This is a genomic window from Tsukamurella tyrosinosolvens (assembly GCF_900104775.1).
Taxonomy (GTDB): Bacteria; Actinomycetota; Actinomycetes; order Mycobacteriales; family Mycobacteriaceae; genus Tsukamurella; species Tsukamurella tyrosinosolvens.
In genome coordinates this window covers 312,571-324,839 of the sequence record NZ_FNSA01000003.1, presented here as the reverse complement: position 1 = coordinate 324,839, position 12,269 = coordinate 312,571, and the positions used below count along the sequence as shown (strand labels likewise).

Here is a 12,269-nt window from a genome sequence, read left to right as displayed (position 1 = left end):
ACGAGCGGATCCGGCCGTCCGAGCCCGCTGAGCGGCTCGTGGGGCCGGATCCGCCCGTTTCGCGATGGGTACTACTGGTCAGGCCTTCGGCGTGGGGTCCGCCTTCGGGGCCGCCGGTGCGGGCTTCGCGGCGGACTTCGGAGCGGGCTTCGGCGCGGCGGCCTTGGGCGACTCGGGTGCGGGTGCGGCTTTCGGCACCCCGGCCTTGGGTGTCGCAGTCTTCGGCGCCCCGGCCTTCGCACCGGCCTGGGGAGCGGCCGTCGGCGCGGCCGTGGCATCGGGCTTCCCCGTCGCCGTGGCGGTGGCCTTGGCCTCGTCCTTGGCCGCCGCCTTCGGTGCCTTCGCACCCTTGACGGCGGCGATGTCCGCGGAGACGTTCGCCGCGGTGGCCTTCACGTCCGCATCGAGCTTCGAGCCCGCGGTCTTGAGGTTGGACACGCCCTCGGTGACCTCTTTCCCCGCGGACTTCACGGCGTCGACGTCGGAGGTGATCTCGGACTTCTCGCCTGCGGCGCGCCCGGCCGCTCCTTTCGCCTGCGTCAGCCCGCCGATGATCCGGCGGATCGTCGTCACCACGGCCTTGCCCTGCTCCACTGCGCTCACGACCACACCTCTCCAGGAAGATTGTTGGATCGCAACCTTCTCACGGTGAGCGGTGGGCTGCCACCGTTCGCTTCACGATGGCTCGATCGTGCGGGTCAGGCGCGGTCGCCGGGGCCCGGCTCGTCGGCGGCCCCGGCGTCGGCGGCGCCTCCCGCGGCGTCCCCGGCTACGGAGTCCTCGGCTGCGGCGCCCTCAGCCGCGGCGGGACGGGACGTGCGCTGCTCGGTGCGGGCCTCGTCGGCGGCGGCGGCCTTGGCCGCCTGCCGCATCTCGAGGGCGTCGCTCACGGCGTCGCCGATCTCCCGCGCGACATCGGCCACCGCGGTGGTGATGATGGTCGCGATCCGGCCGACGCGGATGGCCGTCGATTCGACGGTCTCCTGCGCCGCGTCCTTGCGCCGCTCGAGCCTGCCCACGTCCGCGCCCTCCTGCCGTCGGTCCTAGACCGACACCATCTCACGCTCGACGGCGCGCTGCCAGCCCGCCTTGGCGAGGGCCTTCGACGCGGCCTCCTCGTGCCGGGCGCGCTCGATCGTCACGGCGAGCTCGGGCTCCTGCTTGGTCCACCGGTTCGGCAGCGAGAGCTTGGCGATCTTCTTCCACGTCGAGCCGAGCTGGCCCCGCAGCGAGCCGGTGTTGTAGGGCAGCCCGAACTCCTCGCACGTCGCGCGGACCTCGGCGGCGATCTCCGGGTAACGGTTGGCGGGGATGTCGGGGAACAGGTGGTGCTCGATCTGGAAGCTCAGGTTGCCGCTCATGATGTGGAACAGGCGGCCACCGTCGATGTTCGCGGAGCCCAGCATCTGCCGGACGTACCACTCGCCGCGGGTCTCGTCGGCGGTCTCCTCCTTGGTGAAGGTCTGCACGCCCGAGGGGAAGTGGCCGCAGAAGATGATGGAGAACGTCCACAGGTTGCGGATGAGGTTCGCGGACATGTTGCCCAGGAAGGTCAGCGGGAACAGCGGGCCGGTGAGCGCCGGGAAGATGACGTAGTCCTTGAGCACCTGCTTGCCGGCCTTCTTCCGCATGCCGGCGACGAGCTCCTTGATGTCGCCCCACTTGCGCTCGCCCTTGACGATCCGCTCGGCCTCGAGGTCGTGCAGCATGACGCCCCACTGGAAGAGCACCATGAGCGCGCCCGCGTAGGCGAGGTTGCCCAGGTAGTAGGGGTTCCACTTCTGCTCCGGCGCCATGCGCAGGATGCCGTAGCCGATGTCGCGGTCCATGTCGAGGACGTTGGTGAACGTGTGGTGCAGGTAGTTGTGGCTGTGCTTCCACTGGTCGGCGGGGCACACGGTGTCCCACTCGAACTCGCGGGAGTTCAGGCCCGGCTCACGCATCCAGTCGTACTGACCGTGCATCACGTTGTGGCCGATCTCCATGTTGTCGAGGATCTTCGACACGCCGAGGGAGCCGACGGCCACGGGCCACAGCGGCGGCAGGTACATCATGGCGCGCCCGGCGATCTCGAAGCCGCGCTGCGCCCGCACGATCTTGTAGATGTACTCGCGGTCCTTGGCGCCCAGGTCGTTCAGGACGCGGGTGCGGATGGCGTCGAAGCGTTCGCCGATGATCTCGACCTGCTCGGCGGTGAGGGTGATGTGCTCGGTCATGATGGACTCCCCTACGAAGATGGTGGGCTACAGCGCGATCTCGACGTCGCCGACGGGCGCGCTGATGCAGAGCTGGATGTGCTGATCGGGCTCGTCGTCGGTCTCGCCCGTGAGGATGTTGGTGGTGCAGCCGGTCTTGCGGACGGCGGTGCAGGAGAAGCAGATGCCCATGCGGCAGCCGCTCTCGGGGAACAGGCCGGAGGACTCGGCCTGATCGAGGATGCTGCGGCCGTCGTTGTCGACCGCGGTGCCGGCCTCGGTGAAGCGCAGGGTGCCGGTCGCCTCGCCCGACGGTGCCGCCGCCACGGGCGGGGTGAACTCCTCGACGCGGAGCTCGACGCCGGCGTCGGAGTACAGCTGTTTCGCGGTCTCGAGCAGCGGGGCGGGGCCGCACGCGAAGCCGATGTCGCCGAAGTCCTCGAGGTGCTCCGGGCCGAGGTGGCGGCCGCCGGCGCGGGTGTACACGTAGGTGACGGAGACGTTCCGCAGGCGGGCGAGGCGCTCGAGCTCCGCGCGGTACGGGTTATCGGCCGCGTCGCGGCAGAAGTGCAGGACGTCGATCGGACCGTCGTGGTTCTCGTCGACGAGCGTGCGCACGATCGAGAGTACGGGTGTGACGCCGCTGCCACCACTGATGAGGCGGATCCGCTCGGGGCGGTTCCCCGGCGTCCCGGGCAGGGTGAAGGTGCCGGCGGCCGGGGTGAGTCCCAGCACGTCGCCGACGGCGAGATTGTCGCGGAGATGCTTGCTGACGTGGCCGTCAGCGTCCGCGGTCACGGTGAACTCGAGCTCGCCGCCCTGATGCTGCGAGCCGGCGGGCGAGAAGCAGCGCGACTGACGGACACCGTCGATCACGACGCTGACCTGGATGAACTGGCCCGCCTCGAAGCCCTCGAACTGGCGGGTGGGCGTCACGGTGAACGTCACCGACCGGTCGGTGCGGCGGCTCACGGCGGTGACGCGTCCGCGGATGTCGGTCCACGTGACCATCGGATCGACGAGTTCGAGGTAGCGGTCGACGGCGTGAGGCGTCAGCACGGCCTCGACGACGGATCCGGCGAATCGAGTGAAGCGGCTCATGGCTGTGTTTCTCCGTTCAGTGCACGCTTGTACACTCACAGTATGCACGCAGCCGTCCGCTCCTCGTCAAGGAGTTGTTCCGTGACCTCGGCCACAACCTCCGCGACACCGCCCCGACGCAGGGGCGATAGACTCGACCCCATGCCCAGACCGTCCCCGCGCGCCGTCGAACGGCACACCCCGGGACCGTCGCGGGCGGAGGCCAAGGAGCGCACGCGACAGACCCTGCTCGACGAGGCGCTGGCCCTGGCCGGTGAACGCTCGTTCGCGAGCCTGTCGCTGCGCGAGGTCGCCAAGGCGGCCGGCGTGGTGCCCACCGCCTTCTACCGCCACTTCGCATCGATGGACGACCTCGGCGTCACCCTGGTCGAGGACGCGATGCGCGTGCTGCGCCGCATGCTGCGCGAGGGCCGGCGCGAGGGCGTGGCGCCGAGCGGCGCGGAGGCGATCCGCGTCGTCGCCAAGCAGGCCCGCGCCAACGACGCCGAGTTCCAGTTCCTCGTGCGCGAGCGCTACGGCGGCTCCCCCGAACTGCAACGCGCGATCGACGTCGAGCTGCGACTCTTCGCCAAGGAGCTCACCCACGACCTCTCGCGGATCCCCGCGCTGAGCGAGTGGAGCGTCGAGGACCTCGACATGACCGCCGACCTCTACGTCACGATCATGCTGGGCTTCGTCGCCGAGCTGGTGCGCATCGACGCCCGCAACACCCGCGACGAGGCGGAGCTCATCGAGCGCACCACCCGCCAGCTCACCGTCGTCGCCCTGGGCCTGGCGTCGTACACCCCCCGCGAGAGGTAGCCCCGGACGCGCTACCCCCACCACACGCTCAGTTCCCCGCCGATCGCCGTCTCCCCCCCCACCACACGTTCAGTCCCCCAACGATCGCCGTCTCCCCCACCCTGCGTTCCCGCCCCCACGGGACGCCGGTCGTGGAGCGGGGGAGCGAACGTCCCCCACGCGGCGCCGAATCCCCCACCAGAAGCCGGCTCCTCCCCCACCCAGCGTTCAGTCCCCCAGGAAACGCCGCCACGCCCCTCATCCGCCGCCGGCACCCCCCACCGGAAGCCGAGTCCCCCACCTGGCGCCGGCCATCGCCGGGTCCGGCGCCCGGCGACCCATCGGCGCAGCCGGTCCAGGACGTTCACCGCGCTGCCACCCGGCGATCATCTACTTCGGCTAACTTCTGATCATGCGCATCGCAACCCGCCTCGCGGGATCGGTCGTCGTGGCGCTCGGCGTCACGGTCGCGACCGTCTCCCCCGCCTCCGCCGCCCTGCCCTCCTGCGCGTTGTCGTCCCTGCCCGCGCAGGCGGCCGACACCGTCGACCTCATCCATCAGGGCGGTCCGTTCCCGTACCCGCGCAACGACGGGGTCGTGTTCCAGAACCGGGAGGGGATCCTGCCCGCGCAGGCCTCGGGGTACTACCACGAGTACACGGTGCCGACGCCCGGCTCGTCGACCCGCGGCGCACGCCGGATCGTCACCGGCGGAACGCCGCTCACGTCCCCGCCGAACTTGTACTACACCGGCGACCACTACGCCTCGTTCTGCATCGTGACGGGAGCCTGAGACGTGAAGACCTACACCGTGGACGGCAGCCGGGTGACCGGGGCGGCCGACTTCTACACCGAGCTCGGGCGCGCGGTGAACGGCCCCGACGGCTACTTCGGCAGCAACCTCGACGCCCTCGTCGACTGCCTGCGCGGCGGCTTCGGCACCCCGGAGGACGAGCCCTTCGGCTTCCGCCTCACGCACGCCGACGAGGTCCGCACCGCGCTCGGCGCGAAGCTCTACTCCGAGGTGCTGGACGTCTTCGCCACCGCGGGTGTCCCGGTCACCGCGGAACCGCACAGCGGGCGGGCCGGTCGCACAGGCTGATTCCGCAAATCCTCCGACGGAGGAGGGTGGTGCGGAAGGATGAGCGGATGACCTCTCCGCAGACGCGCAGCGAGCACGACCTGCTCGGCGACATCGACGTCCCCGCCGACGCCTACTACGGCGCCCACACCGCCCGGGCGCTGCTGAACTTCCCGATCACCGGCGTTCCCATCGCCATCCACACCCACCTGGTGCACGCGCTGGCCGCAGTGAAACAGGCCGCGGCGTCGGCCAATCGACAGCTTGGCCTGCTCGACGAGGAGCGGTCCGCGGCGATCGTCGCGGCGTGCGAGCGGATCCGCGGCGGCGGGCTGCACGAGTGGTTCGTCGTCGACACCATCGCGGGCGGCGCGGGCACGTCGACGAACATGAACGCCAACGAGGTGATCGCGAACGCCGCGCTGGAGCACCTGGACCGGCCGAAGGGCGACTACGCCGCGCTGCACCCGCTCGACCACGTGAACCTGGGGCAGAGCACCAACGACGTCTACCCGACCGCGATCAAGATCGCCCTCATCACCCAGCTCGCCGAGCTGGCCGAGGCGCTCACGGAACTGCGCGGCACCTTCGCCGCGAAGTCGGACGAGTTCGCGGGCATCCTCAAGATGGGCCGCACCCAGCTCCAGGACGCGGTGCCGATGACGCTCGGCCAGGAGTTCGGCGCGTTCGCCACCACGCTGGGCGAGGACATCGTGCGGCTGCAGGAGGCCACTCGGCTGCTGCACGAGCTCAACATCGGCGGCACCGCGATCGGCACCGCCCTCAACGCCCACCCCGGTTACCGCCGCAAGGTCATCGAGCAACTGCGCGAGGTCACGGGCATTCACGAACTGGTCGGCGCCACCGACCTCATCGAGGCGACCGCCGACGTCGGCGTCTTCGTCCAGCTCTCCGGCGTGCTCAAGCGGATCGCGGTGAAGTTGTCGAAGACCTGCAACGACCTGCGGCTGCTGTCGTCCGGCCCGCGCGCCGGCCTCGCGGAGATCCACCTGCCCGCGGTGCAGGCCGGGTCGTCGATCATGCCGGGCAAGGTCAACCCCGTCATCCCCGAGGTGGTGAACCAGATCGCCTACGAGGTGATCGGCCACGACGTCACCATCACCATGGCCGCCGAGGGCGGGCAGTTGCAGCTCAACGCCTTCGAGCCGATCATCGCCCGCTCGCTGGTCGAGTCGATCGCGCACCTCACGCGCGGCGCCCGCGTGCTCGGGGAGCGCTGCGTCTCCGGGATCACGGCGAACCGGGAGCGGTTGGAGCAGATGGTGAGCGAGTCCATCGGCGTCGTCACCGCACTGAGCCCCACCATCGGCTACGCCGCCGCGACCTCGGTCGCCGCCGAGGCGCTCGAGTCCGGGCGCGGGGTCGTCGAGATCGTGCGCGAACGGGCCCTCCTCGATGAGGCGACCCTCGCGTCGCTCCTCAGCCCCGAGTACCTCACCGGCCACCCGCCCCACGCCCTGCAGCCCCGTCCCGACGACGCTCCGGCGGGGGGACCCGGCGACTAGACAGCCCTGCCCTGCCCGGGCCTCGTCGGCTGCGAGGAGAGTCCGGGCGACCGTGCTACTTTCTCGCGGTAGACCGACCACCGCCGGCACCGGAGGACGAGCACAGTGACTGACGAGGGGTTCGAAAGCCTCCTGTCGACGATGGCGGAGATGTCCCGCAACATCGCGCAGACCAGTTCTCTCGACAGCACACTCGAGAGCGTCACATCGGCGTGCGTCCAGCTGATCCCCGATGTGGCGGGCGCCTCGATCCTGATCATCGAAGGACCGGAGAAGTACGGCTCCCTCGCACCCACGTCGGAACTGACGGAGAGGCTCGACGCGCTGCAACACCGGTTCCAGCAGGGGCCCTGCTGGGACGCGGCGACCACCAACCCCGCGACCCGCGCACCCGATCTTCGGGCCGACGAGCGCTGGCCCGAGTTCGCCCCCGCCGCAGTGGAAGCGGGGATCGTCAGCATGCTGTCCTTCCGGTTGTTCACCTTCGATTCCCGGGTCGGTGCGTTGAACCTGTTCTCGGAGAAGGTCGACGCGTTCAGCGATGAGTCGGAGACCGTCGGTGGGATGCTGGCGACGCAGGCCGCGACCGCCCTCATCGCCAACGACCGTGCGTTGCAGTTCCGCTCCGCCCTGGCCAGCCGTGACGTCATCGGTCAGGCCAAGGGAATGCTCATGGAGCGGTTCGACGTCGATGCGGTGCGTGCCTTCGAACTGCTGGCCCGGGTATCCAGCGACAGCAACGTTCCTCTGGCGACGATCGCGGAGCGCGTGGTGGAGAAGGGTTCCGCGAACCGCGATCCCGCGTGATCCGGCGAGGCCGTCCGCTGCGCATCGGAACGCTTCTCCCCAGCAGGCGCGCGTGCTAGTGTTCCGCCCGTACCGAAGCGATGATCGTTTCGAGTGCATTCCGCATTGAGACCACGGTGCGACCGCTCAACCGACCGGCGTCTTCACGCCCGTCGGTATGAACGCGCGCCGTCGGTCGCTTCCCCGCAGAGCATCACGGATCGCCGGTCCCCTTGCGCGTTCTCCGACTGAGTGGCCTCACCGAGGTGTCCCAGCAAGAAGGAGAAGACAGATGCAACTCTCAACAACGGTGGTCGAGGCGAGCCTCGGATTCGACGGCATCGGCTGGATCGCGTGGATCATCATCGGCGGCATCGCGGGGTGGCTCGCAAGCAAGATCATGGGAACCGATGCGCAGCAAGGCCTGTTCCTCAACATCGCGGTGGGCATCGTCGGCGGCGTCGTCGGCGGGATCATCCTCAGGATCCTCGGCGTCTCCACTGCCGGTGCCGGGTGGATCCTCACACTGCTTACCGCGCTCGCGGGATCATGCGTCCTGCTGTTCGTCGTGGGCCTGGTGACCGGGCGACGTGGCTGAGAGGCGATCGACGATGAGAATGCTGCAATCGATCCGGTCCGTGGTCGTGATCGCTGCGCTCGCAGTGTCGCTGGCGCTCGGCGGGTGCGCGAAAGCCGGCGCCGACACCACCTGCAAGGACTTCGTCGCGATGTCCGAGGCCGACCAGACCGAGCAGGTCCAGAAGATGTACAAGGACAAGCACGGCGAGGAGCCGGCAGCGGGTGCGGCGACCGCACTGCGCGCGGAGGCTATCGCCTACTGCAAGACCGCGGGCAAGGAGGACACCAAGATCAAGGAGGTCCCGATCTCCTGATCCACCGCGGCGAGCACGGGGCCGGGCCGCCGGCGGGCGAGGGCGATCCCGTCCGCCGGCGCGACGGCGCGGACTCCCGATCAGCTGCGCCGCGACCGGAACCGGGCGCCACTAGTCCAGCCCGTTCTCCAACGCGTAGCGCGCCAGCTCCACCCGGTTCCCGAGCTGCAGCTTCCGCAGCGTGGCCTGTACGTGGTTCTCGACGGTGCGGTGGCTCAGGTGCAGGCGGGTGGCGATCTGCTTGGCGGACAGTCCCTTCGCGACGAGCCGCAGCACCTCGGTCTCGCGGGCGGTCAACCCGGGACCGGCGGGCTCCGGCGCCGACGCCATCCGACGGAACTCGCCCAGCACCAGCCCGGCGAGGCCGGGCGTGAACACCGGCTGTCCCTCGGCGGTGGCGTGCACGGCCGCGACCAGCTCCTCCGCGGACGCGCTCTTGACCAGGTAGCCACAGGCGCCGGCCTTCACGGCCTCGACCACGTCGTCGCGCTCGTCGGAGGCGGAGAGGATCAGCACCTGTGCCGTCGGCGCCGCCTCCAGCACGAGCGCGGTGCCGGCGGCACCGTTCCCGTCGGGCAGCGACATGTCCATCAGCACGACGGACGGCTGCACGGCCTTCGCGATCCGCCCGGCGGCCGCCACCGAATCGGCGGTGCCGGCCACGACGAAGCCGCGCGCCTCCAGGTCGCGGGCCACCGCCTCGCGCCACATCGGGTGATCGTCCACCACCAGCACGGAGATGCCCGCCGGGTCCGCGTCCGGCCCGCTCACCGAGGTACCCACAGCTCCCACTCCACCCCTTCATCCACGTCCGTCGTCAGTTCGGCCCGGCCGCCCAGCGCCCGCATCCGCCCGACGATGGACTCCGACACCCCTAGTCTGCCCTCCGCGCGGGCGGCGTCGAGCCGTCCCGGCGCGATTCCGGTGCCGTCGTCGCGCACCGTGACCAGCACGGCGTCCTCGACGTCCTCGAGCAGCAGGTACGAACGGGCTCCCGGCCCGGCGTGCAACGCGGTGTTGTCGAGCGCGTTCCGCACCGCGGCGGCCACCTCGGCGGCCGGGCGCGCCGGGAGCAGCACGGGGCCGCCGGGCTCGGCGAGGGTGACCGTCGCCGACGCGAGGGGCCGCAGCAGGTCCCGCAGGTCGACGGCGCCGTCCCCATCGGGATCCGGGGCAGGACCCACCGGAGTCTCCGCGATGAGGTGCCGCAGCGCCCGCTCCTGCTGCGCCGCCAGTTCCCCCAGGGCGCCCAGCTCCGTGCCGGGCCCGCCGAGCTCGGCGCACCGTCGGGCGAGGAAGGCGAGGGCCTGCAACACCCCGTCGTGCACCTCCCGGGCGAGCCGCTCGCGGGCGCGGGCCTCGGCGGCGACGCGCTCGGCCTCGCGGAGCTGCTCCTGCGAGCGGATCGCGACGCGGGCCGCCACGCCGAGACCGAGGCCGACGGCCATGAAGACGGGGTAGTTGGCGTCGCGGACGATGGTCTCGGGGAAGGTGCCGCGGTAGATCGCGTTGATCACCGCGATCGCGATGCCGCCGGCCATACCGGCGACCGGCCCGCCGAGGATCGCGGCGGAGACCACCGGGTTGGTGAGCCACAGCGTGGTGGGCAGGGCCTGGTTGTGTGCGGTGAACTCGGGCGAAGCCACCCAGACGGTGCCCAGCGCCAGCACGGCGGCCGCCGCGAACTCGCCGATCACGAACCACCGGTTGCGCCCGAAGCCCCGCACGTAGCCGAGGCCGGCGATCACGCTGACCGCCACGACGGCGCCGATCATCACCCAGCTCCAGCCGATCCGCTGGTACCGGTCGGCCTCGTCGATCTGCCGGCCGACGGCGTACACGACGGACAGCGCACGGAACCACTGCGCGCCGCGCCAGAGCGGCGCGCGGGGGTCGCCGTCGGACGCGCCCACCCCGGCATCGTCGCCGGTGGGTTCGACGCGCCGCAGCCGCGATGCGAGGCCTTGCATGTGCCCACGTTAACCGCTGAGTAGGCTGGCGCCGATGCAGGCAGACGACGACGCGCCCTCCCCCGGCGCCGAGCCCTCCGGCGGCACGCCGCCCGAGGACGCGCCCCCGAAGGACCCCGCCGTGACCCGGCGGCGGCTCCGGTGGGTCCGACGGGCCCTGCTGCTGGTGGTCGCGATCGTGCTCGGCGTCGAGGTGTACCTGTTCGGCCCGACGGTCTCGAAGTCGATCCGCGAGCTGGAGCACATCCGCTGGGAATGGGTCCTGGCCTGCGTGATCGCGGTCTTCTTCTCGATGGACTCGTTCGCCCAGGTCACGCGGGTGCTGCTGCGCTCGGCGGGCGTGAAGGTGACGCAGCCGCAGGCCCTGGGCCTGCAGATGGCGTCGAACTCCGTCTCGCAGACGATGCCCGGCGGGCAGGTGCTCGCGCCGACCCTCGTCTACCGACGCACCCGCATGTGGGGCGCCTCGCGCGTCGTCGCGGCCTGGCAGATCGTGATGAGCGGCCTGCTCATGTCGGCCGGGCTCGCCGTCCTCGGCCTGGTGGGCGCCCTCATGGCCGGCGCCAAGTCGAGCCCGTACTCGGTCATCTTCTCCGTCGGCATGCTCGTGGTCTTCATCGTGCTCGTGCAGTACGTGGCCTCGCATCCCGACGGCCTCTACGTCGTGGGCGCGCGCCTCATCCGCTGGATCAACGACCTGCGCAACAAGCCGGAGGACACCGGCTTGGCCCGGCTGCGCGAGGTGATCGAGCAGCTCCAGGCCGTGAAGATGAGCCGCCGCTACGGCGCGGAGGCCTTCGGCTGGTCGATGTTCAACTGGATCGCCGACGTGGCCTGCCTCGCGTTCGCCTGCTACGCCGTCGGCGACGCCCCCGGGCTGGCCGCCCTCGCCGGCGCCTACGCGGCGTCCAAGGTGGTCAACTCCATCAGCCCGATCCCGGGCGGCCTCGGCCTCGTCGAGGCGGCGCTCGTGCCCGCCCTCGTGCTCGCCGGCATGCCCGCGAGCCAGGCCTTCACCGCGACCATCCTGTACCGCCTGGTCAGTTACGTCCTCGTGGTCGTCATCGGCTGGGTCGTCTTCTTCGTCTCGTACCGCAGCACCATGGACATCGACCCCGACGCCCCCGACAAGAACGGCGAGCGACCGTCCGAGAAGGCCGCCAAGGCGGCCGCGGACTCCACCGACGCCGACCCCTCCGCGCCGGAGCCCCCGCCCCGGCCCGACGGTCCGCCGGGCGAGAGCGGACCGTCGACCAGCGATACGGGCCCCGACCAGCGGATTTAGCGCGCCCCAACCGGCTCTCAAGGGCGTGCGGGCATCGTCTCCCTTGTGAGCGAGAGACCCGCAACGCTCACGGCGCCCCGGAGTGGAGGGGGGCGAGGGGGTCAGGCCCGGTCGGGGTCGCGGTTGGGAGGACCGCGCCCCGGCCGCGTGCCGTCACCGCCCTGCGATCCGATTCCCGGCAGGAGCCGCAGATCATTTACCGTTGCCGTATGCGTATACCGGTCATCGCCGCCCTCGACGTGGTCTTCGTCCTGCTGTTCGTGGTGATCGGCCGGTTCAACCACGACGAGGCCTTCTCGCCGGCCGGCTTCGCCGAGACCGCCTGGCCGTTCCTGCTCGCGCTGGCCGTCGGCTGGGCGTTCACGTACGTTCTGGCCGCGCTGCGCGGCCACGAGCCGGGTCGCGCCGCGACCTTCGCGCCGGGGCGCGTCTTCCCCGCCGGCGTCATCATCTGGGTGTCGACGGTGGCCTTCGGCATGACGGCCCGCGGGCTGCTCACGTCGAAGGGCGTCGAGGTCAGCTTCGTCATCGTCGCGACGATCGCCCTGGGCCTGTTCCTGCTGGGATGGCGCGCCGTCGCGGCCGCGGTCCTGTCGCGTCGGGCGAAAGCGACGGAGAGCGCCGCGACCGGCTCCTGAGCCCGGCGGGGCAG

Annotated in this window: 15 protein-coding genes; 9 read left to right on the top strand and 6 right to left on the bottom strand. The window is 71.0% G+C overall.

Annotation, left to right across the window (positions count from 1 at the left end; translation table 11 throughout):
* Nucleotides 1–78: 78 nt before the first annotated feature.
* The 4 genes from BLW32_RS02980 to BLW32_RS02965 all read right to left on the bottom strand — a co-directional run bounded on the left by BLW32_RS02980 (nucleotide 79) and on the right by BLW32_RS02965 (nucleotide 3,296).
* Entirely contained in the window at nucleotides 79–603 is a 525-nt protein-coding gene (locus tag BLW32_RS02980; RefSeq protein WP_139286041.1) for a hypothetical protein, read from the bottom strand.
* Between the two features lie 95 nt (nucleotides 604–698).
* Nucleotides 699–1,019: a hypothetical protein gene (locus BLW32_RS28030; protein WP_074850332.1), complete on the bottom strand. Its 321-nt coding sequence runs from the start codon at nucleotides 1,017–1,019 to the stop codon at nucleotides 699–701.
* A gap of 24 nt (nucleotides 1,020–1,043) precedes the next feature.
* Complete coding sequence (locus BLW32_RS02970) at nucleotides 1,044–2,216, bottom strand: fatty acid desaturase family protein (protein WP_102100944.1); 1,173 nt, start codon at nucleotides 2,214–2,216, stop codon at nucleotides 1,044–1,046.
* Between the two features lie 27 nt (nucleotides 2,217–2,243).
* Nucleotides 2,244–3,296, bottom strand: coding sequence for a flavin reductase family protein (locus tag BLW32_RS02965; protein WP_068740608.1), 1,053 nt, complete (start codon nucleotides 3,294–3,296; stop codon nucleotides 2,244–2,246).
* A 141-nt stretch (nucleotides 3,297–3,437) separates the two neighbouring features.
* On the opposite strand from BLW32_RS02965, the gene BLW32_RS02960 reads away from it, so the two are divergent.
* From BLW32_RS02960 to BLW32_RS02930, 7 genes are all read left to right on the top strand, one after another.
* Nucleotides 3,438–4,097 (top strand): TetR family transcriptional regulator, encoded by a 660-nt coding sequence (locus BLW32_RS02960; RefSeq protein ID WP_068523459.1) that lies wholly within the window; start codon nucleotides 3,438–3,440, stop codon nucleotides 4,095–4,097.
* 391 nt (nucleotides 4,098–4,488) lie between these two features.
* Nucleotides 4,489–4,869, top strand: coding sequence for a guanyl-specific ribonuclease (locus BLW32_RS02955; protein WP_068740607.1), 381 nt, complete (start codon nucleotides 4,489–4,491; stop codon nucleotides 4,867–4,869).
* Nucleotides 4,870–4,872: 3 nt separating this feature from the next.
* The gene (locus tag BLW32_RS02950; protein WP_068523457.1) at nucleotides 4,873–5,178 is read left to right on the top strand and encodes a barstar family protein; all 306 of its coding nucleotides are present in this window, start codon (nucleotides 4,873–4,875) and stop codon (nucleotides 5,176–5,178) included.
* Nucleotides 5,179–5,225: 47 nt separating this feature from the next.
* Complete coding sequence (locus BLW32_RS02945; RefSeq protein ID WP_068523456.1) at nucleotides 5,226–6,683, top strand: aspartate ammonia-lyase; 1,458 nt, start codon at nucleotides 5,226–5,228, stop codon at nucleotides 6,681–6,683.
* 105 nt (nucleotides 6,684–6,788) lie between these two features.
* The gene (locus BLW32_RS02940) at nucleotides 6,789–7,490 is read left to right on the top strand and encodes a GAF and ANTAR domain-containing protein (protein WP_082791265.1); all 702 of its coding nucleotides are present in this window, start codon (nucleotides 6,789–6,791) and stop codon (nucleotides 7,488–7,490) included.
* Between the two features lie 271 nt (nucleotides 7,491–7,761).
* Nucleotides 7,762–8,067: a GlsB/YeaQ/YmgE family stress response membrane protein gene (locus tag BLW32_RS02935; RefSeq protein WP_068523454.1), complete on the top strand. Its 306-nt coding sequence runs from the start codon at nucleotides 7,762–7,764 to the stop codon at nucleotides 8,065–8,067.
* A gap of 13 nt (nucleotides 8,068–8,080) precedes the next feature.
* A complete protein-coding gene (locus BLW32_RS02930; RefSeq protein ID WP_139286039.1) occupies nucleotides 8,081–8,362 on the top strand; it encodes a hypothetical protein in 282 nt (93 codons plus the stop codon).
* Nucleotides 8,363–8,473: 111 nt separating this feature from the next.
* On the opposite strand, the gene BLW32_RS02925 is transcribed toward BLW32_RS02930, so the two are convergent.
* On the bottom strand, nucleotides 8,474–9,133 hold the full coding sequence (locus tag BLW32_RS02925; protein ID WP_170181048.1) for a response regulator: 660 nt from the start codon (nucleotides 9,131–9,133) through the stop codon (nucleotides 8,474–8,476).
* Nucleotides 9,130–10,332 (bottom strand): MacS family sensor histidine kinase, encoded by a 1,203-nt coding sequence (gene macS, locus BLW32_RS02920; protein ID WP_231857314.1) that lies wholly within the window; start codon nucleotides 10,330–10,332, stop codon nucleotides 9,130–9,132. The genes BLW32_RS02925 and macS overlap by 4 nt, the downstream gene beginning before the upstream one ends.
* A gap of 34 nt (nucleotides 10,333–10,366) precedes the next feature.
* Between macS and BLW32_RS02915 the strand changes: the two genes are divergently transcribed.
* Together BLW32_RS02915 and BLW32_RS02910 are read left to right on the top strand one after the other, a co-directional pair.
* A complete protein-coding gene (locus BLW32_RS02915; protein WP_082791264.1) occupies nucleotides 10,367–11,617 on the top strand; it encodes a lysylphosphatidylglycerol synthase transmembrane domain-containing protein in 1,251 nt (416 codons plus the stop codon).
* A 209-nt stretch (nucleotides 11,618–11,826) separates the two neighbouring features.
* Complete coding sequence (locus BLW32_RS02910) at nucleotides 11,827–12,255, top strand: DUF3054 domain-containing protein (RefSeq protein ID WP_068740606.1); 429 nt, start codon at nucleotides 11,827–11,829, stop codon at nucleotides 12,253–12,255.
* Nucleotides 12,256–12,269 lie beyond the last annotated feature (14 nt).